Raw genomic sequence first — 24410 nt, 5'->3', positions numbered from 1 at the left:
CAGGAGGGGATTTGGGTGCGGCGGGGACGCTTCTGAATCGGACAACCCGGGCTGCCGAGGCCCGTGGACACCGCGATGCTGCTACCGGCCGGGAGGAGGAGACAAACAGAGGCCGGAAGCCGCATCCCGTTTCGAGTTCCATTACCGGGGCTGACCCGGTAATGGAACGGCTGCCGATGCGGACAACATAGGCCGTGGCCAGGGCGGCGAGCAAGGTGATCGGGAAAACTTCCGCCAAATGAAACGCGGAGCCCGCTATGGCGCAAGCAGCCCAGGGCGATTGCCATTATGTGCGGTGATTAGTGAAATTTCCCCGCTGTTCAGCCCTATTCGGCCTTTGCGGGAAATGCCGGGTTTGTGAAACGGGGCGGACGGCGGCGCCCGCTCGGCTCAGCGGCCGCGCGCCGCCCACGAGCGGTAGCCCCGCACGTCGTCGGCCTCGATGAGCTCGTCCTCGATCGCCCGCGCCAGCATGTCGGACTTCGTCGGCGCGGGCCGCCCCACCTCGGCGTACTTCACCCGCGCCCGGTCGATGTACTCCTTGACGGTGTGCGGGGAGATCCCCATCCGCCGCGCCACCGACTCGCGCGACATCGACTGGAACCACAGCAGCAGCGCTTCGAGCTCGCGCCGCGACAGCCGGGGCCGCTGCGGGCGCTGGTCGGCCGCGAGGGCGCCTGCGGTGGTCGGGGAGACGTGCGGCCGGTCGGCGGCGGCGGCCAGCACCGCCTGCACCAGCTCGCCCCGCCCCTCGTGCTTGGCGACGAACGAGCTCGCGCCGGCGTCCATCACCGCCAGCACCAGCTCGGGTTCGGCGTGCTGGGAGTACACCACGACGCGCACGCCCCGCCCGGCCAGCCGCTCCACCTCGCCGACCACCAGGTCGCCGTGCAGGTTGAGGTCGAGCAGCAGCACGTCGGGGCACTGGGCGCAGGCCTCCAGCACGGCCGAGACGCTGTCGCCGGTGGCCACCACCCGCAGCCGGTCCTCGGCCGACAGCCAGGCCGCCACCCCGTCGAGCACCACCGGATGGTCGTCGACCAGCGCGACCCGCACCTCGCCGTCGAGAACGGCACGCGAGCGACCCGGCGGCCGCGGGCTCACACCCCCGGGCGGCTCCAGCGGGCCTCCACCCAGCACTGCGCCTCCCCGGCCTGGATGGTCACGGACACAACGCCGTCAGCACCGGCGGCGTCGGCCCCATTCCGACGTCCCGATCGTAGCGAGCCGCCGCCACCGGGCCGACCCCCATCGCCGATCCCGTCGGCGCTCCCAGAGCCTTCTTCGCTCAGCACGGCCCGGCTGACCTGCGCCAGGGCCGCCGGATCGCAGTCGGCCACCACAGCGACGGCGAGTTCGCCCGGCAGGGCCGCCACCGTGACCCGCGCGCCGGCGCGTGCGGTCGCCAGCGCCCGCATCGGCGCCTCCACCAGCGCGCGGCGCACGCCCGGCGGCAGCTCGGGCGGTTCGCCCACCACCGCGATGTCGACCAGTACGCCCCGTACGGTGGCGACGTCGGCGCAGGCGCGCAGCTCGTGCAGCAGCGGGTCGGGCGCGTCGTCGGACTCGGCGAACAGCCGGCGCAGCCGGGCCGCCTCCAGCGCGGCGAGCTGCCGCACCTCGGGCGCCGCCGCGTCGAGCCTTCCACCGGCCAGCCCGGCCAGCACCGCCCCGGCCCCCTCGCGCACCTCGGCGTACCGCTCACCGCGCCCGGCGTGCAGCTCGTCGGAGGCGCGCGCCCGGGCGAGCACGGCGGCGCGGTCGCGTACGGCCGCGCGGGCCCGCTCCTCGCCCCTGGCCAGCACCCCGGCCACCCACCGCAGGCTGAGGAAGACACCCGACGTGGTGATGACGTTCACCGCCAGCAGCGGCGCCATCGCGCCGTCGAGCACCCCGTCGGCCAGCAGCACCCCGGCCGTCAGCGCCAGGTGCGCGGCCAGGAAGGCGATCAGCTCCCGCAGCGGGTGGAAGAGCAGGAACAGCACCCCGAGCCAGCCGACCCCGCTCCACGCCCAGCCGCCGACCCCGATCGCGTCGCCGTGCGGCGCGCTCAGCCCGGCCAGCACCCCGGCCAGTAGCGCCAGCACCGCGCAGATCCGGGCGGTGTCCGCCCGCGACGCCCCCGGCCGCTCCTCTCCCGCCGGCGAGCGCACCAGGATCCAGGTGCCGACGGCGGCCAGCGCGGCGACCGCCAGCCAGGCGGCGAGCTGCCCGGCCTGCGAGCGGTGCTCGGACCAGGTGGCGGCGAGGTTGACGGTGTCGATGGTGGCGTGCCAGACGCAGGTGATGGTGGCCGCGCTCAGCGCGATGCCGCGGGTGAACCGCCCGGACGGCTCCGAGCCGCCGTCCTCGGGCGCGGCGCCGGCCGGAGCGGCCCGCCCGGCTGTCACGGGGCGGGCTCCGCCGCGGCGGCCCCGCCGCGGTCCTCGGCCTCCGAATCCGGCGCCGGCCAGCGCAGTTCGACGCGGGTGCCGACTCCCGGCTCCGCCAGCACCCGCGCGTGCCCGCCGACGTCGCTCATCCGGCCGAGGATCGACTCCCGCACGCCGCGCCGGTGCCCGGCCACCGCCTCCGGCCGGAAGCCGCGTCCGGCGTCGCTGACGGTCACCAGCACCCCGTGCCGGGGACCCGCGCCGGGCGGCTCGGCCACCCGGACGTCCACCGACGGGGCGCCGGAGTGCCGGACCGCGTTGGTGAGCGCCTCCGTGACGCCGCCGACGATCGCCGCCACCACCCGGCCGGGCAGCTCGACGGGCGGCGCGTCCAGCGCCACCCGCAGCCCGGCATCGGCCCCGCGCGCCCGGACCGCGCCGCGCAGCGCCAGGTCGAGCCGGGCGGGCCCCTCGGGCGGGGCCGCGCCGCCCCCGGCGGCGACGGCGTCCAGCACGGCCAGGTCGAGCCGGGCCCGCTCCCGCAGCTGGGCGGAGGAGGAGCGCACGGCGCCCGTGGCGACCATCGTCAGCGTGGCCAGCACGGTGTCGTGCAGCTCGCGCCGGCGGTCGCGCTCGGCCGCCCGGACGGCGGCGCGCACCGCCGCCTCGGCCTGCACCCGGGTGCGCCGGTCCAGCGAGCGGTCCAGGCTCGTCGCCGCCCGGTACAGCGTGTAGGCGACCAGCCGGCACAGCACGGCCTGTACGACCAGCACCACGGGCATGGCGGCGTGCCCGCCGGATCCGGCGTACCAGGCGATGCCGAGCACCGGCCCGCCGGCCAGCGGCAGCAGCCACGCCCAGGGCGACAGGGTGTCGGGAAAGCGGCCCTGGAGGATGAAGACCGAGGCGGTGGCGACCATGATCACCCAGCTGCCGCCGGTGCCGTTCGCCGCGGCCGAGGTGACGCGGGACTCGGCCAGCACCACGGCCGACACCACACCGAGGTCCAGCCAGCACAGCGCGGGGGTGAGCCCGCCCACCCGTACCCGCGCGGCGAACACGCAGGTCCACACCGCCAGCAGCCCCAGTGCGGCGAGGGTCGGCGCCGTCTCGGCCGGGGGCGCCAGGCCGGCGAGGGCGATCACCGCTCCGGCCGCGGTGGACCCGGCGCGCAGCAGGACGGCGATGCGGCTGAGAGCCTGCTCCAGTTCGCCGAGCCCGGTGGCCGCGGCGGCCGGCGACGGGCGGGGCGGCGGTGGCCGTGTCATCCGGGCCGCCTCTCGCGGATCGCGGTGTCGGGCCGGGGCTGCCGCGCCGCGAAAAGCAGTCGGGCGGGAGCGGATGCCGCCGTCCCCGGCACCCGTCCCCGCCTTCCGAGCCGAGTATGGAGAAGTCCGTTCGACGGCCGCATGACCCCCGACGGGGGGACAGCGCCCGCCCCGCTCACACCGCGGCGGCCAGCACGCAGGCGGGCCGGGGGACGGCGGCGGCCGCGCCGGTGGGGGCGAGGCTGCCGTCGGCGCCGCACCGGAAGACCGCGACCTGGTCGGAGTGCTGGTTCGCCACGTACGCGAAGCCGCCGACCAGGGCGATGTCGCGCGGCCAGGCGCCGCCGCACGGCACCTCCGCCGCGAACCGCAGCCCGCTGCCCTCGACCGCGAAGACCGCCACGGTGTCGCTGCCGCGGTTGGTCACGTAGCAGAACCGCTCGTCGGGGGAGAGCCGGATCGCCGCCGGGTGGTTCGTGCCGACGGCCGCCGGGCTGGCCGGAACGGACCCGAGCGGGTCGAGCGCGCCGGTGGCCGGGTCGATCCGCACCGTGGTCACCGTGGAGTCCAGCTCGCCCAGGACGTAGGCCAGTCCCGAGGAGGCGGCGGCGAGGTGGCGCGGTCCGCTGCCCGGCGCCAGCCGGGACGCGGCCGAGGCTTCGAGCCGCCCGGCCGCGGGGTCGAGCCGGAAGGCGTACACGGAGTCGGTGCCGAGGTCCACCGCGAGCAGCGGGCCGCCCGCGCCGGCCGCGGCCACTACCACCTGGTGGGCGTGCGGCCCGTCCTGGCGGTCCTCGCGCGGTCCGCGCGGCCCGTCGCCGTACACGGTCTGCAGCGGCGCTCCCGGCGCGCCGTCGTCGTCGAGGGGGTGCAGGCTGAAGCCGCCCGAGTCGTAGTTGGCGGTGAGCAGGTGGCGGCCGTCCTCGGTCACCGCCAGGTGGCAGGGCCCGTCGCCGCCGGTGGGCGCCCGGCCGATCGCGCGCAGCCCGCCCTCGGACACCGCGAAGCCGGAGACGGTGCCGGGGGCGTCCTCGTGCACCGCGTAGAGCACGGTGCCGTCGGCGTTGAGCGCGAGGTAGGACGGGTTCGACGCCCGCACGGCCGGCGCCTCGGAGCCGGGCTCCGCCGGCGACAGCGCGCCGGTGGCGGGGTCCTGGTCGAAGGCCCACACGCCCGCGCCGGATTCGGGCAGCCCGTCGGTGTAGCCGCCGACGTACACACGGGTCCGCTCGCCGCCGGCCGGGGAATCGGAGAGTCGCTGGTCCACGCCGTTATACCGCCCATCGTGGTGGTCGCCTGCCGAAGAAGGCCGCGCGCCCCTCGGCGGCGTCGTCGCTCGCGAAGAACTCGGCCGAGATCCGCTCGGCCAGGTGGAGTGCCGCCGTCCGGTCCATCCCGCGCAGCTCGCGCAGCAGCTCCTTGGTGCGCGCCGCCGCCCGGGGGGCGGCCAGCCGCAGGCCGTCGAGCACTCCCTCGACGGCGGCGTCGACGGCCTCCGCTGGGACGGCCGCGGTCAGCAGGCCGGCCGCGGCGGCCTCGGCCGCGCCGAAGGTCTCGCCGGTCAGCAGGTAGCGGCTGAGCTGGCGGTCGTGCATCCGCGCCGCGACCGGGACCGAGATGATCGCGGGCACCACGCCGATGCGCACCTCGGTGAAGGCGAAGGTGACCGTGTCGGGCGCGATGGCGATGTCGGCCGCCGCGACCAGGCCCACCCCGCCGGCCCGCACCGGCCCGTTCAGCAGGACCACCACCGGGACCGGGCAGTCCATCACCTGCTCGATGAGCTCGGGCAGGGTGGGCGCCGACGGATCGGGGGACTCGCCGCGCAGCTCGGCCTCGACCTCCGACAGGTCCATGCCGGAGCAGAAGGCCGGGCCCGCGCCGGTCAGCACGACCGCGCGCACCCCGGGGTCGGCGGCCGCCTCGCGCAGCCGGGCGGCCAGTTCGGTGCGCAGCCGCGCGGACAGCGCGTTCCGGTTGCGCGGGGAGTCGAGCACGATCCTCGCGGCGCCGCGCTCGACCTCCATGCGCACCAGCGCCGCCCGCTGTTCCGTCACAGGTGCCTCCCGGGTCGCCGCCGACCGTACCCTCGGCAGGCTCTCATATACCGCCACGGCCGTGCGCGGGCGGCCGCGGCGCGGCGCCGCCGGGACGCTAGTGCGGCGGCCAGCCGGGCACGCCGGGCCTGCGCTGCCAGGGGCGCGGGCCGTCCAGCGGCCGGTACTCCACACCGAGGGCGTCCAGGCGCTCCAGGTGCGGGCCGAGGCGGTCCAGGAACCCGGCGTGGTCGCGCACGCCGTCGGCGGTGCGCTGCGCCCAGGCGATGTCGGCGAAGGCGGCCAGCCGCGGGAAGAGCATGTAGTCGACGCCGCGCGGGGAGTCGATGTGCTCGGTCCACAGGTTCACCTGCGTGCCCAGGACGTGGGCGGCCTCGGCCTCGGTCAGCTCGGCCGGGACCGGTTCGTAGCCGTGCACGGTGGCCAGGTCCACCACCGTGCCCACCGGGACGGGCTCGGCCTCGGAGTCGGCCTGGCGGTAGTTGAGGTAGGCCGTGTCGACCGGGCACATCACCACGTCGTGCCCGGCCCTGGCGGCCGTGATCCCGCCCTCGGTGCCGCGCCAGGACAGCACGGTGGCGCCGGGCGCCAGCCCGCCCTCCAGGATCTCGTCCCAGCCGATCAGGCGGCGACCGCGCTCGGCGAAGTAGCCGTCGAAGCGGCGGATGAACCAGCTCTGCAGCTCGTCCTCGTCGGCCAGGCCCAGCTCGCGCATCCGCTGCTGCGCACGCGGGCTGGCGCGCCACTCGCCCTTGGGGCACTCGTCGCCGCCCACGCACAGGTAGCTGCCGGGGAACAGCTCCATGACCTCGTCGAACACGTTCCGGTAGAAGTCGACGGTGGCGTCCTCGACGTTGAGGACGGTCTCGATGATGCCCCAGCGGGTGCCGGTCTCCAGCGGCTCAGAGCGCCCGTCGGCCGCCGGATTGCCCAGCTCCGGGTAGGCGGCGATGGCGGCCTGGGAGTGGCCGGGCACGTCGACCTCGGGCACGACCGTGATGAAGCGCTCGGCCGCGTAGGCGACTATCTCGCGGATGTCGTCCTGGGTGTAGAAGCCGCCGTGCGGCCGCCCGTCGCCGGGGGAGTCGCGCCGCCCGCCGATCTGGGTCTCACGCCGCCAGCCGCCGACCTCGGTGAGCCTGGGGTAGCGGCGGATCTCGATCCGCCAGCCCTGGTCGTCGGTCAGGTGCAGGTGCAGCACGTTGATCTTGTGCAGGGCGAGCAGGTCGATGACGCGCAGCAGGGCGGCCTTGGGCAGGAAGTGGCGGGCGACGTCGATCATGCAGCCGCGCCAGCCGAAGCGGGGCCGGTCGCGCATCCGGACGGCGGGCACGCTCCAGTCGGCGCCCTCGACCGGCGCCCGGCGGTGGATCCCCGGCGGCAGCAGCTGGAGCAGCGACTGCACGGCGTAGAAGGCGCCGGCCGGACCGCCCGCGCGCACCTGGACGCCGTCGGGGCCGGCGTCCAGTTCGTAGCCCTCGGGGCCCAGCTCCTCGGCCGCGGCGGGCGCGGCGAGGGCGAGCACGACGGCGCCGGGGCCCGGCTCGCCGTCGGCCAGCGCGAAGCCGGTGGCCGGGCCGACCGCGGCGCGCAGCCGGCGCGCGGCCGCGGCCAGCCCCGGGTCGGCCGCCAGCCGGGTGTCCGCGGTGAGGGTGAACCGGCCCTGCTCGGGGGCGCTGCTCATCGGAAGGGGGATGACCATGGCTGCTGCGGCTCCTGGGGTCGTCGGCGCGGAACGGTCCCTGGTCTAGACCGGACTTCCCGGAATCCTGCCACGGCGCCGGGTGCCCGTCACCCCCCGGCCCGTACCGGCCGCCCCCCGGCGCGGCGAGCGCCGCGGATCGGCACGGACCGGCCGGTACTGTGGTAGTCCGCACGAAATCGTGACTGCCGGGACGAATCCCCGCACAGCCCCCGTGGAGGAGCCCGATGCCGGAGCCGCTGCGGGCCGGTGATCCCACTCGGCTCGGTGCCTACCAGCTCACCGCCCGGCTCGGCCAGGGCGGCCAGGGCGTGGTCTACCTGGGGCACCGCGACTCCGGCGACGGCACCGCGGCCAAGGTCGCCGTGAAGGTCCTCAACCGGGAGTGGGCCGAGGAGCCGCGGCTGCGGCAGCGCTTCGCCAAGGAGGTCGAGGCGGCCAAGCGGGTGTCGGCCTTCTGCACCGCCGCCGTGCTCGACGCCGACCTCCAGGCGCAGTTCCCCTACATCGTCAGCGAGTTCATCGACGGCCCCTCGCTCCAGCAGGCCGTGGCCGACGGCGGGCCGCGCACCGGCTCGGCCCTGGACCGCCTCGCGGTCGCCACCGCGACGGCGCTGGTCGCCATCCACAAGGCCGGGGTGGTGCACCGCGACTTCAAGCCCGCCAACGTGCTGCTGGGCCCCGACGGGCCCCGCGTAATCGACTTCGGCATCGCCCGCGCCGTCGACGGCGCCGCCACCCAGACCAGCTCGGTGCTGGGCACCCCGTCCTACATGGCGCCCGAGCAGATCGAGGGCGGCGAACTGGGCCGCCCGGCCGACATCTTCGCCTGGGGCTGCGTGATCGCCTTCGCCGCCACTGGAAAGGCTCCTTTCGGTTCCGACAGTGTGCCCGCGGTCATCAACAGGGTGCTCAACGGCCGCCCCGATCTCGGTGCCCTGGAGGAACCGCTGCGCGGCATCGTGCTGGCCTGCCTGGACAAGCGGCCCGCCGCGCGCCCGTCCGCCGCCACGCTGCTGTCCCGGCTGATCGGCGACGACGGCCCCGCACCACCGCCCGCCCCGCCGCAGGGCGGCCGCGCGCCCACGGGTCCGCAGACCGTCCGGCCCGGCACTGGGCCCCAGCCGGCCCGCACCGGCCCGCACACCCCGCCGCCCGCCGCCTACCCCGCGGGCCCGCCGATGCGGACGGTCCCCGGCTACCCCGCGGGCCCGTCCGGACCGCATCCGGCCGCCCGGCCCGTCCCCTTCGGCGGCACCGGCCCGCACTTCCCGGCGGCGGTGCGCCCCTCGTCCGCGCCGCCGCCCGTCCGGCAGAGCCGGGTCCCCGTCATCATCGCCGCCGTCGGCACCGGGGCGCTGATCCTCTCGCTGATCATCGCGATTATCCTTGGTCTGACCAGCACCAACACCGGTTCGTCCAGCTCTGACGCGGGTCCGGCGGCCGAGATCTCCGCCGCGCGCCACAGCGGCTGAGCGGCGCGGCCGCGCGTGTAACGCCGGACGCGAGGGGCATCATGGACCCTGCGGCGCGGCGGCCGCAGCCCGCCGTCGCCCGTGACCGCGGGGGCGGTCCGCGAGACGGCACGGTCGAACGACGGGGAGGGCTATGCGGCGCCCTAGCGCCGGACACGGCGACTCTCCACCGGCACCGGCCGCCGCGGCGGCACCCCGCCCGCGCGGTGCGCGGGGCGGTGCCGGAGGCCGGCATCGGGGAACCCCTGAGGCCCGGTCCGCACCCGCCCCTGAGCTTTCCCTGACCTCCTTCGGAGCGCGTTGACGATGGCGCCGCGGATGGACATAGCTAGGAACATGACCGATCTTCGGGCAGGCCGGTGGCGTGCCGGCCGAGCCGGCGCGTTGACCCTCCCGACGCCGGAACTTCAGCTCGGCACCACCGGGGCGCCGCCGGCCGGCCCGCTGCCGGTGGTACCAGTGTTCGCCAGCCGCCCCCGCGCCGTGGGAGCGGCGGCGCCGGCCTGGTGCCCGCCCGTCCCCGTGTCCCGCCGTCCACTTCACTGAGCGCGAGGTAGCTGACATGTCGGTATGGGCCATCGGCTCGGCCTTCGCGGGCGCGTTCTTCTTCGCGTTCGGGTCGGCGCTGCAGGAGCGCGACGCCGTGGGCGCGCCGGGCCGCACCCTGGCCCGGCTCAGCCTGCTGCTGCACCTGCTGAGCCGGCCGCGCTGGCTGATCGGCACGGCGTCGGTGGCGGTGGGCGTGGGGCTGCACCTGTTCGCGCTGAGCCACGGCACGCTCACCGTGGTGCAGCCCATCGGAGTGTCGGCCCTGCTCTTCGCGGTGGTCTTCGCCGCCGTGCTGAAAGGCCACAGAGTGCACCTGGGCGACGTCGTCGCCTCGGTCGCGGTGATGCTCGGCCTCACCGGCCTGCTGCTCGCCTTCCCGCACGTCAGCATCGCGCCGGACCTGAGCACGACGGAGGCGTGGGTGCTGCTGCTCTCGGTCGTCGCGGTGGGCGTGGGGGGCTTCGCCGCGGCGCACTGGGTGCACGGGGCGCGGCGGGCGCTGCTGCTCGCCGTGCTGGCCGGGCTCGCGATGGGCGCCACCTCGGCGTTCGCCCGGGTGCTCGGCTACGAGGCGACGCAGGATCCGGCGAGCCTGATCGGCTGGATGACGCTCGCCCCGATCGGACTGGCGGTCTTCGGCGGGCTGCTGATCCAGAACGCCTACCGCACCGGCTATTTCGCCGCCGCCTACGCGACCCTGATGGTGATGGACCCGGTCACCGGCGTGGGCATCGGCGCCCTGGTCCTCGGCGAGCCGCTGCCGGGCGACCTGCCCGCCCGGGTGGTCGCCGCCGTCTCGGCGGTCGTCGCGGTGGCCGGCACGGTCGGCCTGGCGAGGGCGACCCGCGGCACGCATCCCGATCCCGAACCGGCGTCCGAGGAGGGCGGCGCCCGCCCCGGCGCGCCGGACGCGACCGCGCCGGAGCGCGGTGCGTCCGAACAGCGCCCGGGGTCCTCGGACACCAACCTGACCACATTCTTCTCTGGAGACCACTCATGACCTCCCCTTCCGGTTCCTCCGCGCCGCGCATGTCGGCGGTGGACCAGGCCGTGCCGGCCGAGCCCACCCGCAAGAGGATCCTGATCGGCACCGACACCTACCCGCCGGACGTCAACGGGGCCGCCTACTTCACCGCCCGCCTGGCCGAGGGGCTGTCCGCCCGGGGCAACGACGTGCATGTGGTCTGCCCGTCGCCCGACGGGCCGCCGCGGATCGAGCGGCGCAACGGCGTCACCCTGCACCGGGTGCGCTCCGCCTCGGTGCTGGTGCACCCGACGATGCGCACCGCGCTGCCGCTCGGCCTGGCCGGCACGCTGCGGCGGCTGCTCGACCGCTTCGCCCCGCACGTGATCCACGCCCAGGGTCACTTCGTGATCGGCCGCACCCTCATCTCCGCGGGCCGCCGCAACGGCACTCCGGTGGTGCTCACCAACCACTTCATGCCGGAGAACCTGTTCCACTACGCCCACGTGCCCGGCCCGCTCCAGGGCCCCACCGGCGGGCTGGCCTGGCGCGACTTCGTCCGGGTGATGGGCACGGTCGACCACGTCACCACCCCCACCGCCAAGGCGGCCCGGCTGCTGCTGGACAAGGGCTTCGGCCACCCGGTCGAGGCGGTGTCCTGCGGCATCGACCTGTCCCGCTTCCACCCGCGCCCCGAGCGCGGCGCCAAGGCCCGCGCCATGCTGGGCCTGCCCGAGCGCGAGACCGTCATGTTCGTCGGCCGCCTGGACGACGAGAAGCGCATCGACGACATGGTCCGCGCCCTGCCGATGATCGCCAAGGTGCGCGACGCGCAGCTGGCCCTGGTCGGCACCGGCTCGCGCCGCGCCGCGCTGGAGCAGCTGGCCGCGAGCCTGGGCGTGGCCGACCGGGTGCGCTTCCTCGGCTTCGTACCCGACGACGAGCTGCCGATGGCCTACCAGGCCGCCGACGTGTTCGGCATCGCCAGCATCGCCGAGCTGCAGAGCATCGCGACCCTGGAGGCGATGGCCAGCGGCCTGCCCGTCGTGGCCGCCGACGCCATGGCCCTGCCGCACCTGGTCGACGAGGACCGCAACGGCTACCTGTACCCGCCCGGCGACCACGGCGCCTTCGCGCACCGGGTGCTGAGCATCCTGGAGTCCGGGCCGAAGCGGGCCGCGATGGCCGAGGCCAGCCTGGAGATCGCCCGCCGGCACGACCACGAGCGCTCGCTGGCGCGCTTCGAGGAGATCTACGACACCGTGCGCCCCGGGGTGGGCATCGACCGCAGGCGCCGCCGGGTGGCGGTCAGCTCCGGCTCGCCGGTGGTGGTGGAGCGCGCCCGCGCCCGCGAGCTGACCCGCTGACCGCCCGGGCCGCGCCGCCCCGCCGGAGCGGGCGCGGCGCGGCCCGGAGCGGTGGGCTTGCCGCTTTCTTGCCCGTACTTGGGTGTTCTTGCCGGTGGGCGCCGGTTACGCGCCGAACGCGCGGGCTAGATGGCAGCTGTGTGGTTTGTCGGGGGATTTCGCACGGAGCGGTCCGCCTGGCTGCGTGAGCTGGCCGCGGAACTGGGGCGTGCACAGGAAGAGGTCTGGTGCCGCGAAGGCGCCATGGCCGCCTACGAGCGGCGGCAGGCCGAGGGGCGCGCCCGGGTCGCCGAGCTCGAACGCGAACTGGCGCTGGCCCGCGACGAGGCCAGGCGGCACTACCGGGAGTGGTGGCAGGCCCGCGAGGACCGGGACCACGCCCACCACCTGATCCGGCGGCTGCACCGCCGGATCGCCCGGCTGCGCGGGCGGCCCCGCAGGGTCGGCTGACCGCGGCGCCGCCCGGCCCGCCGCGTCCGCGCGTACCCTTGAGGCGCGGTGCCGCCGCTGGGGGCGGCGCCCGTCCGATGGGAGGCGGTATGCGGGTCAGCGTGCACCAGTTCGCCGTCGGCGAGGACAAGGCGGCGAACCTGGAGCGGATCGCCGAGGGCGTGCGCGCGGCCGCGGCGGCCGGCTCGCGGCTGGCGGTCTTCCCCGAGGGCTCCATGGCCCGCTTCTGGACCGGCGCCGAGGCGATCAGGGCGGCCGCCGAGCCGCTGGACGGCCCCTTCACCACCCGGCTGCGGGCGCTGAGCCGCGAGCACGGCATCGCGATCGTGGCCGGCATGCACCGGCCCGACGACGGCGGCGGCGCCGGCCGGGTGCTCAACACCTCGGTCGCGGTCGACGGCGGGGAACTGCTCGCCTCCTACACCAAGATGCACCTCTACGACGCCCTGGGCTTCCGCGAGTCCGACAACGTCACCCCCGGCGGGCCCGACGCGGTCACCTTCACGCTCGACGGCACGGTGGTGGGCCTGAGCACCTGCTACGACCTGCGCTTCCCCGAGCTGTACCGGCGGCTGGCCGACGCGGGGGCCGAACTGGTCGCCGTCTCGGCCGCGTGGGTGGCGGGCCCGTACAAGGAGGACCACTGGACCACCCTGCTGCGCGCCCGTGCGATCGAGAACACCGTCTACGTCGCGGGCTCGGGCGAGGTGAGCCCGGCCAACTGCGGCCGCAGCACGCTGGTGGACCCCTTCGGCGTGGTGCTGGCGGGCCTCGGCGAGACGCCGGGCTGGGCGATGGCCGAGGTCGACCGCGAGCGCCTGGCCGAGGTGCGCGCGAAGCTGCCCAGCCTGCGCCACCGCAGGTTCACCGTGGCGCCGGACCGGCCGGACCGCTAGAGCCGGCGCTGCCGGCGCCGCACTCCTCGGACCCGGCGGCCGGGGCGGCGTCCCGCGGCGGGTCCAGTCGGCCGGCCGCCGGCGGCGTCGCAACCCGGTCGCGCCGGCCGGGCCGGGTGGCGCGCAGCACCCCGATCACCAGCACGGTCACCAGTCCCGCCTCGATGGCCAGCAGCACCCGCTGCACCAGGCCGATCATCACGCGGCCGCCCGGCCAGTTCACCAGCGCCATCAGCAGCAGGATCGCCGCGGCGCACAGCGCCAGGCCGCGCATCCGCCCGGCCGTTAGCCGCCAGTCGGGCGAGGCGCGCAGCTGGCCGGTCATCATCAGGGCGGCCAGCGGCAGGCAGATGAAGCCGCCGGTGGAGGCCCAGCGGTGGATCTCGGCGGTGAGGGTCAGCCCGGTCTGCACCGAGCCGGGCGGGTCGGCCGGGATCACCGAGGCGATCACCAGCCCGCCGCCCCACACGGCCAGCAGCACGGTGACCAGCGGGCGGTGGATCAGCCGCAGCAGGTGCAGGCCGAGCAGCAGGGCGAGCGAGCCGAGGCCCATCGTGAACATGGCCAGCGCGATGAGGGTGCCGTTGGGCGAGTAGACGAACTCGCTCATGACGTTGTCGAGGATGCTGTAGCCGGGCCCGGCGGTGAGGTGCACCAGCACCACGGCCAGCACGGAGACGGCGATACCGCCGGCGGCGATCCTGGCCAGCAGCCGGGCCCTGCGCCGCTCGCGAGCGGTATGGGCGGCGAACGGCGGTCCGCCGTCCTCGGTGTCCATGCTGTTCACGGTGTTCACGATGGCTTTTCCCCGGACGTCCGCGCATCGGGTGGACTCCCTGGAAAGCCCCGATTCGTCCCCGATGCGGTGCCGGGGTCGCCCCGGATCGCCCCATAACCTCCACCCGGACAACGTGGGAGGCGCGGGCGTCGATGCCGCCGCGGCGGCATCGACGCCCGACCGTTAGCCGACCGTTACGGCTGCGAATCCGGTCCGGAGTGGCCGGCGGCCACCGAGCGCAGCGCACGCAGGGTGACGGCCACCGAAGGGCGGCGCACGCTGGAGGTGCGCACGACCGCCCACACGTCGCGTGCGAGCGCGTCGGGCAGCTCGCGCACGGCCACCCCCGCGTCGCCCGCCGACAGCGCCAGCGCGGGCACCGCGGCGATGCCGATACCGCGCGCCACCAGGCTGAGGATCGTGCCGAGCCCCTCGAACTCCCAGGGCACCGGCCGCGCCCCGCCGACGTCGGCCAGCAGCCGGTCGACCGCCTGGCGCGAGGGCTCGCCCTCGGGTGCCGCCATCCACGGCTCGTCGCGCAGCTCGCGCAGGTCCACCGGCACGTCCGGGTCGGCCATCCGGTGGCCGAGCGGGACCACGAGGACCAGCGGATCACGGCACAGGTGCACGAACTGCAGGCCGTTGGCGCGCCGTCCGGCCAGGGTGCCGGTCCAGTCGTCGACCAGCGCGATGTCCACCTCGCCCGACCGCACCTGGCGCGCGCCGCTGTCCTGGCCGGTCTGGCGCAGCAGCAGCTGGAGGCCGGGGTGGTCGCGCAGGCTGTGCGCCAGGGCGGGGGCGAAGGCGACGGCGGCGGTCGGGAAGGCGGTGACCTCCACCCGGCCCAGCGGCATCGTGTTCTGCGCGAGCAGGTCCGCCTCTGCCGCCTCCACCATCGCCAGGATGCGCTCGGCGTGCTCGGCCAGCCGGCGCCCGGAGTCGGTGAGCGCGGCGCTGCGCGCGGTGCGGTCCAGCAGCGGGGTGCCGGCCTCGCGCTCGAGGGAGGCCAGCTGCTGGGAGACGGCCGAGGGCGTGTAGCCCAGGGCCGCGGCGGTGGCCGCGATGGTCCCCCGGTGGGCGAACTCCCGCAGCAGGCGGAGCCGCCGTAGATCGAGCATCAGTTTTCCTTAAAGTCACCGTCGTGAAGACTCGCTGGTACTGACGGATTCTACGGGGCAGTGTGGTAGGCAACCGGTTGGTTTTTCGCGGGGGCCTGGGCCCGGGCAGGCGCGGCCGTCCCGAACGATCCTCTATCTCCAAACGGAGTTCTCATGCCTGTGACCGTGTCCGCCACTCTTGCCGCCAATGAGGAGATCGCCGAACGGCGCCGCGCCGGCGCGCCGGTGCTGCCGATGGCCTTCGGCGAGGCCGGGCTGCCGGTGCTGCCCGAGCTGCGCGAGGCGCTGGCCGCGGGCGGCGACCGCAACGCCTATGGTCCGGTGGCCGGCGGCCCCGACCTGCGCGCCGCCGCGGCCGGGTACTGGGAGCGGCGCGGCCTGCCCACCGACCCCGGCCAGGTGGTGAGCGGCCCGGGCAGCAAGCCGCTGCTGTTCGCGCTGCTGCTCGCCCTGGGCGGCGATGTGGTGGTACCGCGTCCCAGCTGGGTCAGCTACGCCGCTCAGGCCCGGATGCTGGGCGGCCGGCCGATCGGGGTGCCCACTCCGCCCGGCCAGGGCGGGGTGCCCGAGCCGGAGTTGCTGACCCGGGCGGTGGTCGAGGCCCGCAGGGCGGGCCGCACCGTGCGGTCGGTGATCGTCACGCTGCCCGACAACCCCACCGGGACGCTCGCCTCGCGGGGCGCGGTGCGCCGGCTGTGCGGCGCCGCCCGAGACCTGGACCTGGTGGTCATCTCCGACGAGATCTACCGCGACCTCGTGTACGAGGGGCAGCCCCCGTTCGTCAGCCCCACCGCCTTCGCGCCGGAGCGCACCGTGGTCACCACCGCGCTCAGCAAGAACCTCGCCCTGGGCGGCTGGCGGCTCGGCGTGGCCCGGCTGCCCGACAGCGAGCTGGGCGAGGCCCTGCGCGCCGAACTGCTCGGCATCGGCAGCGAGATCTGGTCCAGCGCCTCGGGCCCGGTCCAGCAGGCCGCCGCCTACGCCTTCGCGGAGCCACCGGAGGTGGTGGCGCGGGTGGCGGCCAGCCGGCGGCTGCACGCCCGGGTCGCCGCGGCGGTCACCGACCGCTTCGTCGGCTCCGGCGCCATCGTGGTGCCGCCGCAGGCCGCTTTCTACCTGTATCCCGACCTGGAGGCCTGGCGCGCCCGCCTGGGCGCCGACCACGGCATCGACACCGGCGCCGGGCTGAGCAGGCACCTGTTGCGCGCCTACGGCCTGGGCGTGCTGCCGGCCGTGGAGTTCGGCGAGGGGGAGCGGGCGCTGCGGCTGCGGGTCGCCACCAGCCTGCTGTACGGCGAGACGGCCGAGCAGCGCGAGGAGGCGCTGGCCGCCGACGACCCGGTCGCGCTGCCGTGGATCGCCGGCTCCCTGGACCGGCTGAGCGAGGTGCTGGCCGACGTGGCCGGCTGACCCGGAGGCCGGCGCCCTCGGCCGCCGGCACGTTCTGTGACCGAGGCCACACCCTCCGGCGGCCGATCGCACCGAATGTATCGGCCGCGTTGCATACGGCGCCTTCGCCGTTAACGTGAAGCCCTTACCGTCTGATCCCGGCGGCCGTACCGTTTCGGCCGCATGCGAGGCTGTTGACGGCGGACGGAAGGGCGGCGGCGCGGCGCCGGGCGCGCCGCCGCCGCGAGGCGGTTCGCCGCCGTAGCGGAGGGTGAGGGCGATGCCCCAGGTCAGCGGAGTGTCAGCAGGCCACCTGCTGCAGTACATCCGGCGGGGCCAGGCGCGCACCCGCCGCGACCTGATGGAGCTGACCGGCCTGGCCCGCTCCACCGTGGCGCAGCGGGTCGACCAGCTCGTCACCGCCGGCTACCTGCGCGAGGGCGGCGTCGACGTCTCCACTGGCGGGCGCCGCCCCAATGTGCTGCACGTGGACGAGGACTCCGCCGTGGTGCTGGCCGCCGACATCGGCGCCACCCACGGGCGGCTGGCCGTGATGGACCTGGGCGGCCGGAACCTGGCCGAGTCGGCCAGTCCGCTGAGCCTGCGCGACGGGCCCGAGCCGGTGGTGCGGTGGATGACCGAGCGCTTCGCCGTGCTGCTGGACCGGGTCGGCCGCTCCGTCGACGAGGTGTGCGGGGTGGGCGTCGGCGTGCCCGGCCCGGTCAACCCGCACACCGGCCGGGTGATGCCGACCGCGCTGATGCCCGAATGGCCGGGCTTCGACCTGCGGGCCGCGCTGGGCGAGGCCTTCCCCGGTCCGGTGTTGGTCGACAACGACGCCAATGTGATGGCGCTCGGCGAGTACACCGTGGCCGATCCCGACTGGTCCACCCTGCTGCTGGTCAAGGTGGGCACCGCGATCGGCTCGGGCATCGTGGCCGACGGGCGGCTGCTGCACGGCGTGGGCGGCGCGGCCGGCGAGATCGGGCACGTCCGGGTGCGCGGCCACGACGACGTCCGCTGCGAGTGCGGCGCCTCCGGCTGCCTGGTGGCGGTGGCCGGCGGTGCGGCGCTGGCCCGGCGGCTGGGCGTGGGCGGAACCCACGCGGTGGTGCGGCTGGTGGCCGAGGGCGACCCGCGGGCGGTGCGGCTCACCCGCGAGGCGGGCCAGGTGCTCGGCGAGGTGCTGGCCACGGTGGTCAGCGTGGTCAACCCCGGCACCCTGATCGTCTCCGGCGCGCTGGCGCGCACTGGCGAGGTGCTGCTCGGCGGGGTCAGCGAGGTCATCTTCCAGGCCGCCCAGCACCGTTCGACCCACGGCCTGCGCATCATCCAGGGCCGGCTGGCCGAGCGGGCCGGCGTGGTCGGCACGGTGGCGATGGTGGTGGACCGGGTGCTGTCGGCCGAGGCCGTGGACGCCCGGCTGCTTGGCGTCGAAGCGGAGTCCACCCTGGTCCGTCCGGCCTGAGCCGGCGGCGGGCCGCTGACCGGCCCGGATCCGCTCCTTTCCGCCCGGCCCCGGTTCCGGTGGGGCATCTGGGGCGAGCCGTAATCAAACGGTCGCGTGAACGCGCATTCGCGACACGCCACGAAACGCTCCGGTGTCCTTGTGTTGCTGGCGTGTTAACGCAGGTTTCAATATGTTGACTTAAGGCGCTCCTTCGCGTCACTATGTCCTACATCGCGGACGAAGTGCCTGATTCTCAAGCTGATACCTATCGTTCCTCTCTGTAGATGCACCGGCAGATTTTTCGGATCCTCTCGGATACTCCACGGTTTCTTCGGTTTCTCCGGTCTCCGTAGCTTCCGCACCACTTCTGCATCCGTTGCGTCCGCGTCGTTCCCAAGGAGCGCCATCGTGGCTGGGTTCACTCGCACAGTTCCTGCCTGCCGACCCCGCGTGTCCGAATCGGTGACCGCGCGATGACCGTGGACGCCGGGGCACCGGCGCACCGCACCTCGGCCGAGGTGGCCGCCCGCGCCGCCTACGTGCTGCGCGCCCACGACCAGGGCGCCCTGACCGTCGCCGCGCCGCGGCTGTACCCGCACATGTGGAGCTGGGACGCGGCCTTCATCGCCATCGGCCTGGCCAGGCTCTCGCCCGGCCGCGCCCTGGCCGAACTGGAGACCCTGTTCGGCGCGCAGTGGCGCACCGGCATGGTGCCGCACATCGTCTTCGCCGACACCATCCACGACTACGTGCCCGGCCCCGACCGCTGGCGCTGCCAGCAGGTCTGCACCGACGCGCCGCGCACCCGCGCCACCAGCGGCCTGATCCAGCCGCCGGTGCACGCCATCGCGGTGCGCCGCATCCTGGAGGCCACCCGCTACGCCACCCCGGCCGAGCGCCGCCAGGTCACTCTGCGCATCCGGCTGCTGTGGCCCAGGCTGCTGGCCTGGCACCGCTACCTGGCCGAACAGCGCGATCCCGGCTCAAGCGGGCTGGTCACGATCTACCACAGCTGGGAGAGCGGCATGGACAACTCGCCGCGCTGGGACGGGCCCTACGCGGCCGTCCGCCCCGGCCCCGGCCTGCCGCCCTACCGCCGCGCCGACCTCAGCGCGCTGGGCGAGAGCCGGCAGCGGCCCAGCGACGCCGAGTACGACCGCTATCTGTGGCTGGTGGAGGAGCTGCGGGCCGCCCGCTACGACGACGCCGCGGCCGCGCGGACCCTCAGCTTCCGGGTCGGCGACGTGTTCATGAGCGCGATCTTCGCCGCCGCCAACGAAGAGCTGGCCGCCATCGGCGACGAGCTGGGCCTGGGCGCCACCGGCGAGCTGCTGGAGTACGCCGACCGCTACCGCAAGGGCGTCGTCGGCACCGCCGGCGACGACGGCTTCGCCGCCGACATCGACCTGCGCACCGAGCAGGCGGTGCCCGCGCCGACCATCGCGGGCTTCGCGCCGCTCATCTGCGGCGGCCTGGACGCGCCCCGCCAGCGCGCGCTGGTGGAGCTGCTGGAGGGCCCGCAGTGGTGCGGGAACCCGTCGCTGGCCTTCGCGGTGCCGCCGAGCACCCGTCCCGGCGCCGAGGGCTTCGATCCCGGCCGCTACTGGCGGGGCCCGCAGTGGCCGCCGATGAACTGGCTGCTGGCCTGGGGCCTGGAGCGCTGCGGCGAGCCGGCGGCCGCCGCGCGGCTGCGCGCCGCCACCTCCGCCCAGCTCGCCGACGGGCTCTTCGCGGAGTACTACGAGCCCTTCACCGGCCGGCCGCTGGGCGCCCAGCCGCAGTCCTGGTCGGCCGCTGTCGCGCTGGACCTGCTGGCCCGGCCCTGAGCCGCGGCCCGGCCGCCGGTGCAGGTGCGGACCGGCGGCCGGGACCGCGCCGTCAGCGCGCGCCGGGCCCGCGCGAGGGCATGACCACCGGCGGGGTGACGCCCAGCGGGGCGCCCAGACCCGCCACCTGGCGGTAGTGCTCCACCAGTTCGGCGTTGACCCGATGCCAGGTGCGGTGCTCGACCGAGTCGCGGGTGGCGGCGGCCAGCCGGGCGCGCAGCTGCGGGCTGTGCACCAGCCGCCCCACCGCGCAGCGCAGCTGCGTGACGGAGTCCGGCTCGTACAGCAGGCCGGTGCGCTCGGGGTCGACCAGGTCGAGCGGGCCGCCGGCCGCGGGCGCCACCACCGGCACCCCGGAGGCCAGCGCCTCCTGCACCGCCTGGCAGAAGGTCTCGTCCGCGCCGGTGTGCACGAACACGTCCAGCGAGGCGTAGACGCGGGCCAGCTCCCGGCCGGTGCGCTGCCCGAGGAAGACCGCGTCGGGCAGCAGCGCGCGCAGCCGTCTGCGGTCGGGGCCGTCCCCGGTGATCACCAGCCGCAGCCCGCGCAGCTTGGCGACGTGGGCCAGCAGGTCGACCCGCTTGTCCCTGGCCAGCCGGCCGACGTAGCCGACCAGGGCCCGGCCGTCGGGGGCCAGCCGGCGCCGCAGCTCCTCGCTGCGCTCGCGTGGGTGGAAGCGCTCGGTGTCCACCCCGCGCTGCCACAGCGACAGCCGGGGGACGCGCTGGTCGGCGAGCTGCCGCAGGGTCGCCACCGAGGGAACCAGGGTGCGGTCCACCGCGGCGTGCAGCTGCCGCAGGTGCGGCCAGAGCACCCGGTCGGCGTAGGGCAGGCCGTAGCGGCGCGAGAAACCGACCAGGTCGGTCTGGAAGACCGCGACGGTGGGCAGCGCGAGCCGCCGCGCCACGGCCACCGCTGCGTGGCCGAAGACCACCGGCGAGGCCAGATGCACCACGTCGGGGGCGAAGCTGCGCAGCGCGGTGGCGATCAGCCGCCGGGACGGCAGCCCCAGCTGGAAGGAGCGGTACAGCGGCAGGGGCAGGCCGGGCAGCCGCAGCACCGGGAAGCCCCGGTACACGTCCTGGCCCTGGCCCGGGGCCAGCACGATGGCCTGGTGCCCGTTGTCGGCGAGGTGGTCGAGGATCCGGCACACGGAGTTCGTGACGCCGTTGACCTGGGGGAGGAATGACTCGGTGACGATCGCGACGCGCAGCGGCCGGTCGCCGTGCGCGGGCGCGGCCGTGGGGAGCGCGGGGAGTGCGGTGGGGGTGGCCATCGGGCTTCTCCTCGAACGGGCGGTCGGGAGGAGGGCCGGCCGGGCCGGGCGCCCGCCGGCGGACGGGCCTGGGCCCGCGGCTATGACGCTAAAGAGCGAAGCGAACACGCCGCGGTCCAGTTCGTGAACGCGCGGCACCGGCTGTGTGCCGTTCCCGCGAATGCGGCCGCCGGCGGCCCGCCCCCGGCATCGGGCCTGGTCCGGCCGCCGGCGGGGAAGGGCGCGCTCCCCGCCGCGCACGTCGGCGGTACCGGCCGCTCCGCGCCGGGCCGGCTTCGCCGCTGCGGCGGGGACGGCCGGTCGGCCGGGCCGCGACGCGCCGGGACGCGCACAGGGGGTGGCGCTTCGCTTGCGTCGGGTGGATGATCGTTGCTTGCCGTATTCCGCATACACGAGCGACCGTCCGTGACGGTCTAGGGGAGGTGGCGTGTGCTCGGCATCACCGCGCTCCGGCGCGACCACGCGGTGGCACCGACCGGCTACAGCCGCTGGCTGATCCCGCCCGCCGCGCTCGCGGTGCACCTGTCCATCGGGCAGGTCTACGCCACCAGCGTCTACCGGACCTCGCTGGTGGAGCACTTCGACGCGAGCCAGACGGCGATCGGCGTCATCTTCAGCATCGCGATCGTGATGCTCGGCCTCTCGGCCGCCATCGGCGGCACCTGGGTGGAGAACAACGGGCCGAGGCGGGCCATGTTCGCCTCCGCCTGCTTCTGGGCCGGCGGCTTCCTGGTCGGCGCGCTGGGCATCGCCACCAGCCAGCTGTGGCTGGTCTACCTCGGCTACGGCTTCCTCGGCGGCATCGGGCTCGGCCTCGGCTACATCTCCCCGGTCTCCACCCTGATCAAGTGGTTCCCCGACCGCCCTGGCCTGGCCACCGGCCTGGCGATCATGGGCTTCGGCGGCGGCGCCCTGGTGGCCACTCCGCTATCGGGCCAGCTGATGGCGCTCTACGACCCCCAGTACGTGGCCGGGCAGTCGGGTTCGGTCGCGTCGGGCGGCGCGCTCGTGGGGCTCTTCGCCACGCTCGGCGTGGTCTACTTCGTGCTGATGATGGTCGGTGTGGCCGTCGTGCGGGTGCCGCCGGCGGGCTGGCGGCCGGCCGGCTTCGACCCGGCCAAGCTCCGCGCCGCCCCGATGATCACCACCGCCAACGTCTCGGCGAACAACGCGATCCGCACCCCGCAGTTCTGGCTGCTGTGGGTGGTGCTGTTCACCAATGTCACCGCGGGCATCGGCATCCTGGAGCAGGCCAGCCCGATGATCCAGGACTTCTTCCGCGAGGGCGGCGTCTCGGCGGTGGCTCCGGCCGCGGCGGGCGGCTTCGTGGGGCTGCTGTCGATCTTCAACATGGCCGGGCGCTTCGTGTGGTCCTCCACCTCCGACGTGATCGGCCGCAAGCCCATCTACATGCTGTACCTGGGCCTGGGCATGGTGCTCTACGTGCTGCTGGCCCTCTTCGGCCACGTCTCCGTCGCCCTGTTCGTGCTCTTCGCGTGCGTGATCCTCTCCTTCTACGGCGGCGGCTTCGCCACCATCCCCGCCTATCTGCGCGACATGTTCGGCACCTACCAGGTGGGCGCCATCCACGGTCGGCTGCTCACCGCCTGGTCGGCGGCGGGCATCGCCGGGCCCACCATCGTCAACACCTTCCTGGACGCCGAAGGCGAGCCCGGCACCCTCACCTACGACGCCTACACCCTGCCGCTGCTGACGATGGTCGGGATCCTGGCCGTCGGCTTCGTGGCCAATCTGCTGGTGCGGCCGGTGGCCGCGCGCTTCCACGAGCCGGAGCCGGCCGCGTCCGGCGCCGGCGCGGGCAAGGAGGCGGAATGACCGACCAGGAACCGCGACCCGAGCGGAGGACGGAGCCGATGGCCGACGAGGTGTCCGGCGATGGGCAGGACGGGACCGAGACCACCGGTATCGCGCCGCGGTACCGGGTGCTGCTGGTCGTGGCCTGGACCCTGGTGGCGCTGCTGCTGGGGTACGGCGTGGTAAACATCGTGATCACGGCGTCCCAGCTGTTCACCGGCTGAGGCGTCCACCCGACCCGGCCGGTGCCCGGCCGGACCTGAGGAGGAGCGCGCAGATGAAGCTGACGGACTGGGCCGCGCTGGTCTCGGCGGAACTGGGGCTCGACGAGGAGATGACCCGCGCCGACGTCGACCGTGTGCTCGACCTGGCCAAGGACGCCGCGCACTCGGTGGCGCGCCCGTCCGCGCCGCTCACCGCCTACCTGCTCGGCATCGCGGTGGGCCGCGGCGCCGACCCCGAGCAGGCGGCGGCCGCCCTGTCGCGGCTGGCGCTGGCGCAGGCGGGGAGCGAGGACGGCGAGAAGCGGGAGGGCTGAGCCCGAGGGGCCGGTCACGTGCGGGCCGCGCCGGAGCGGAGCACCGCTCCGGCGCGGCCCGTGTCCGTTCCGGCCGGGCGGCCCGGCTCAGCGCAGGGCGTCGTCGGGGACGGCGTCCAGCGCCGTCAGCAGCCGCTCCACCGCCGACAGCCGCTCCGGGGCGGGCGGCTCGGCCTCGCGGCAGGCCAGGCCGAGCTGGTAGCAGGACTCCCAGAGCCGGCGCAGCCGCAGCGCCCGCACCAGCAGCCCCGCCTCCACCCCGGTGATCCGCCCGCCCGCGCCGGTGTAGGCGTCCAGGAAGGCGCGGGCCGCGGACGCGTCCAGGCTCCCGTCCGGCGCGCGGCCGCCGAAGGCCCAGGCGGCGTCGGCCACCTCCAGCACCCGCCACTGCACCGTCGCCTCGGCCCAGTCCAGCACCCCGGCCACCCGGCCGCCGTCGACCAGCACATTGCCCGGGTGGAAGTCGTTGTGCACCACCTGCTCGACCAGGTCGAGCGCGGCGAAGGCCGACAGTTCGAGGACGGCGGCGCCGACCCCGGCCCGCAGCCGCAGCCACAGGCCGCTGCGCCCGGCCGCCCGGCAGAGCCCTTCGACCTCGGCCAGGTCCCACAGCGGGTTGCGCCACCAGTCCAGGTCGGCGAACCGGGCGTAGGGCGGGCGCGGCGCGGCACCGGTCCAGGCCGCCGTGCGGGCGTGCACCGCGGCCAGCGCCCGGGCGGCGGCGGCGACCTCGGCCGGGCGGCGCACGTCGGCGGGCGCACCGCCGACATGGGGGACGAGGGTGACGGGGCGGCCGCCGGCAGCGGCGGACAGCGCGCCGGCGCGGGTGGGGCGCGGTGGGGGCACGAAGGGCAGCTCCTCGGCCAGCCGGCGCTGCCAGCCGGCCATCACCGCCACCTCGGTGCCGGACCCGGGCGGGTACGCCTGCAGCGCGAAGCGGCCCTCGGCGCAGTCGACCAGCCAGGTCTCCTTCAGCTCGCCGCCCGGAACCCGCTGCGCGCGCTCGGGCACCAGCCCCCACGGCGCCAGCGCCGCGGCGGGGCGGAGCGCCCCGGGGGCGGGATGTCCGCGCTCCCCGGCCCGCCCGCCGCGCGCTGCTGCGTGCTCGGCCATGACCGCA

Annotated in this window: 21 protein-coding genes; 11 read left to right on the top strand and 10 right to left on the bottom strand. The window is 75.7% G+C overall.

Features of this window, described 5'->3' with window-relative positions; all coding sequences use genetic code 11:
• Nucleotides 1-390: 390 nt before the first annotated feature.
• From CLV72_RS26105 to CLV72_RS26080, 6 genes are all read right to left on the bottom strand, one after another.
• Complete coding sequence (locus CLV72_RS26105) at nt 391-1104, bottom strand: response regulator transcription factor (RefSeq protein ID WP_245930458.1); 714 nt, start codon at nt 1102-1104, stop codon at nt 391-393.
• Nucleotides 1101-2390 (bottom strand): hypothetical protein, encoded by a 1290-nt coding sequence (locus CLV72_RS26100; protein ID WP_106251559.1) that lies wholly within the window; start codon nt 2388-2390, stop codon nt 1101-1103. Before CLV72_RS26100 ends, CLV72_RS26105 begins: the two co-directional genes overlap by 4 nt.
• A complete protein-coding gene (locus CLV72_RS26095) occupies nt 2387-3640 on the bottom strand; it encodes a sensor histidine kinase (protein ID WP_106251556.1) in 1254 nt (417 codons plus the stop codon). Before CLV72_RS26095 ends, CLV72_RS26100 begins: the two co-directional genes overlap by 4 nt.
• 175 nt (nt 3641-3815) lie before the next feature.
• Entirely contained in the window at nt 3816-4907 is a 1092-nt protein-coding gene (locus tag CLV72_RS26090; protein WP_106251554.1) for a lactonase family protein, read from the bottom strand.
• Between the two features lie 4 nt (nt 4908-4911).
• The gene (locus CLV72_RS26085; protein WP_106252238.1) at nt 4912-5667 is read right to left on the bottom strand and encodes an enoyl-CoA hydratase-related protein; all 756 of its coding nucleotides are present in this window, start codon (nt 5665-5667) and stop codon (nt 4912-4914) included.
• Nucleotides 5668-5794: 127 nt separating this feature from the next.
• Nucleotides 5795-7399 (bottom strand): beta-N-acetylhexosaminidase, encoded by a 1605-nt coding sequence (locus tag CLV72_RS26080; protein WP_106251552.1) that lies wholly within the window; start codon nt 7397-7399, stop codon nt 5795-5797.
• 227 nt (nt 7400-7626) lie between these two features.
• Between CLV72_RS26080 and CLV72_RS26075 the strand changes: the two genes are divergently transcribed.
• The 5 genes from CLV72_RS26075 to CLV72_RS26055 all read left to right on the top strand — a co-directional run bounded on the left by CLV72_RS26075 (nt 7627) and on the right by CLV72_RS26055 (nt 13100).
• Entirely contained in the window at nt 7627-8874 is a 1248-nt protein-coding gene (locus tag CLV72_RS26075) for a serine/threonine-protein kinase (protein WP_106251550.1), read from the top strand.
• 562 nt (nt 8875-9436) lie between these two features.
• The gene (locus tag CLV72_RS26070; protein ID WP_170141116.1) at nt 9437-10423 is read left to right on the top strand and encodes a DMT family transporter; all 987 of its coding nucleotides are present in this window, start codon (nt 9437-9439) and stop codon (nt 10421-10423) included.
• A 29-nt stretch (nt 10424-10452) separates the two neighbouring features.
• Nucleotides 10453-11754 (top strand): glycosyltransferase, encoded by a 1302-nt coding sequence (locus tag CLV72_RS26065; protein WP_106252235.1) that lies wholly within the window; start codon nt 10453-10455, stop codon nt 11752-11754.
• A gap of 243 nt (nt 11755-11997) precedes the next feature.
• Entirely contained in the window at nt 11998-12204 is a 207-nt protein-coding gene (locus tag CLV72_RS26060; RefSeq protein WP_106251547.1) for a hypothetical protein, read from the top strand.
• A gap of 89 nt (nt 12205-12293) precedes the next feature.
• Nucleotides 12294-13100, top strand: a complete 807-nt coding sequence (locus CLV72_RS26055) for a carbon-nitrogen hydrolase family protein (protein WP_106251545.1) — start codon at nt 12294-12296, stop codon at nt 13098-13100.
• Here CLV72_RS26055 and CLV72_RS26050 read toward each other — a convergent pair.
• Both CLV72_RS26050 and CLV72_RS26045 read right to left on the bottom strand, forming a co-directional pair.
• Entirely contained in the window at nt 13069-13878 is an 810-nt protein-coding gene (locus tag CLV72_RS26050; protein WP_245930478.1) for a DUF998 domain-containing protein, read from the bottom strand. The two genes, CLV72_RS26055 and CLV72_RS26050, sit on opposite strands and share 32 nt — an antisense overlap.
• A gap of 194 nt (nt 13879-14072) precedes the next feature.
• Nucleotides 14073-14996: a LysR family transcriptional regulator gene (locus CLV72_RS26045; RefSeq protein ID WP_106251540.1), complete on the bottom strand. Its 924-nt coding sequence runs from the start codon at nt 14994-14996 to the stop codon at nt 14073-14075.
• Between the two features lie 153 nt (nt 14997-15149).
• On the opposite strand from CLV72_RS26045, the gene CLV72_RS26040 reads away from it, so the two are divergent.
• The 3 genes from CLV72_RS26040 to ggh all read left to right on the top strand — a co-directional run bounded on the left by CLV72_RS26040 (nt 15150) and on the right by ggh (nt 19661).
• On the top strand, nt 15150-16406 hold the full coding sequence (locus CLV72_RS26040; protein WP_106251538.1) for a pyridoxal phosphate-dependent aminotransferase: 1257 nt from the start codon (nt 15150-15152) through the stop codon (nt 16404-16406).
• Nucleotides 16407-16665: 259 nt separating this feature from the next.
• Complete coding sequence (locus tag CLV72_RS26035) at nt 16666-17853, top strand: ROK family transcriptional regulator (protein WP_106251533.1); 1188 nt, start codon at nt 16666-16668, stop codon at nt 17851-17853.
• Between the two features lie 455 nt (nt 17854-18308).
• Nucleotides 18309-19661, top strand: coding sequence for a glucosylglycerate hydrolase (gene ggh / locus CLV72_RS26030; RefSeq protein ID WP_106251531.1), 1353 nt, complete (start codon nt 18309-18311; stop codon nt 19659-19661).
• Nucleotides 19662-19713: 52 nt separating this feature from the next.
• Here the strand turns inward: ggh and CLV72_RS26025 are convergent, their stop codons facing one another.
• On the bottom strand, nt 19714-20937 hold the full coding sequence (locus tag CLV72_RS26025) for a glycosyltransferase family 4 protein (protein WP_106251529.1): 1224 nt from the start codon (nt 20935-20937) through the stop codon (nt 19714-19716).
• A 438-nt stretch (nt 20938-21375) separates the two neighbouring features.
• On the opposite strand from CLV72_RS26025, the gene CLV72_RS26020 reads away from it, so the two are divergent.
• The 3 genes from CLV72_RS26020 to CLV72_RS26010 are packed head-to-tail and all read left to right on the top strand — an operon-like array spanning nt 21376 to nt 23290.
• On the top strand, nt 21376-22773 hold the full coding sequence (locus CLV72_RS26020) for an OFA family MFS transporter (RefSeq protein WP_106252233.1): 1398 nt from the start codon (nt 21376-21378) through the stop codon (nt 22771-22773).
• Nucleotides 22770-22976, top strand: coding sequence for an MFS transporter small subunit (locus tag CLV72_RS26015; RefSeq protein WP_106251527.1), 207 nt, complete (start codon nt 22770-22772; stop codon nt 22974-22976). The genes CLV72_RS26020 and CLV72_RS26015 overlap by 4 nt, the downstream gene beginning before the upstream one ends.
• 53 nt (nt 22977-23029) lie before the next feature.
• Nucleotides 23030-23290 (top strand): DUF6457 domain-containing protein, encoded by a 261-nt coding sequence (locus tag CLV72_RS26010; RefSeq protein WP_106251525.1) that lies wholly within the window; start codon nt 23030-23032, stop codon nt 23288-23290.
• A gap of 87 nt (nt 23291-23377) precedes the next feature.
• Here CLV72_RS26010 and CLV72_RS26005 read toward each other — a convergent pair whose 3' ends face one another.
• Nucleotides 23378-24403 (bottom strand): phosphotransferase, encoded by a 1026-nt coding sequence (locus CLV72_RS26005; protein WP_106251523.1) that lies wholly within the window; start codon nt 24401-24403, stop codon nt 23378-23380.
• Between the last annotated feature and the right edge of the window lie 7 nt (nt 24404-24410).

The organism is Allonocardiopsis opalescens (assembly GCF_003002095.1).
Lineage (GTDB): Bacteria > Actinomycetota > Actinomycetes > Streptosporangiales > Streptosporangiaceae > Allonocardiopsis > Allonocardiopsis opalescens.
The sequence above is the reverse complement of the archived record's forward strand: the minus strand, read 5'-3'. Positions and strand labels throughout refer to the sequence as shown.

Coding starts and splice junctions, on each gene's coding strand:
- CLV72_RS26095 (WP_106251556.1), bottom strand. CDS start 3,640: ATGACACGGCCACCGCCGCCCCGCCCGTCGCCGGCCGCCGCGGCCACC.
- CLV72_RS26085 (WP_106252238.1), bottom strand. CDS start 5,667: ATGGAGGTCGAGCGCGGCGCCGCGAGGATCGTGCTCGACTCCCCGCGC.
- CLV72_RS26080 (WP_106251552.1), bottom strand. CDS start 7,399: ATGGTCATCCCCCTTCCGATGAGCAGCGCCCCCGAGCAGGGCCGGTTC.
- CLV72_RS26075 (WP_106251550.1), top strand. CDS start 7,627: ATGCCGGAGCCGCTGCGGGCCGGTGATCCCACTCGGCTCGGTGCCTAC.
- CLV72_RS26070 (WP_170141116.1), top strand. CDS start 9,437: ATGTCGGTATGGGCCATCGGCTCGGCCTTCGCGGGCGCGTTCTTCTTC.
- CLV72_RS26065 (WP_106252235.1), top strand. CDS start 10,453: ATGTCGGCGGTGGACCAGGCCGTGCCGGCCGAGCCCACCCGCAAGAGG.
- CLV72_RS26060 (WP_106251547.1), top strand. CDS start 11,998: ATGGCCGCCTACGAGCGGCGGCAGGCCGAGGGGCGCGCCCGGGTCGCC.
- CLV72_RS26055 (WP_106251545.1), top strand. CDS start 12,294: ATGCGGGTCAGCGTGCACCAGTTCGCCGTCGGCGAGGACAAGGCGGCG.
- CLV72_RS26050 (WP_245930478.1), bottom strand. CDS start 13,878: ATGGACACCGAGGACGGCGGACCGCCGTTCGCCGCCCATACCGCTCGC.
- CLV72_RS26045 (WP_106251540.1), bottom strand. CDS start 14,996: ATGCTCGATCTACGGCGGCTCCGCCTGCTGCGGGAGTTCGCCCACCGG.
- CLV72_RS26040 (WP_106251538.1), top strand. CDS start 15,150: ATGCCTGTGACCGTGTCCGCCACTCTTGCCGCCAATGAGGAGATCGCC.
- CLV72_RS26035 (WP_106251533.1), top strand. CDS start 16,666: ATGCCCCAGGTCAGCGGAGTGTCAGCAGGCCACCTGCTGCAGTACATC.
- ggh (WP_106251531.1), top strand. CDS start 18,309: ATGACCGTGGACGCCGGGGCACCGGCGCACCGCACCTCGGCCGAGGTG.
- CLV72_RS26025 (WP_106251529.1), bottom strand. CDS start 20,937: ATGGCCACCCCCACCGCACTCCCCGCGCTCCCCACGGCCGCGCCCGCG.
- CLV72_RS26015 (WP_106251527.1), top strand. CDS start 22,770: ATGACCGACCAGGAACCGCGACCCGAGCGGAGGACGGAGCCGATGGCC.
- CLV72_RS26010 (WP_106251525.1), top strand. CDS start 23,030: ATGAAGCTGACGGACTGGGCCGCGCTGGTCTCGGCGGAACTGGGGCTC.
- CLV72_RS26005 (WP_106251523.1), bottom strand. CDS start 24,403: ATGGCCGAGCACGCAGCAGCGCGCGGCGGGCGGGCCGGGGAGCGCGGA.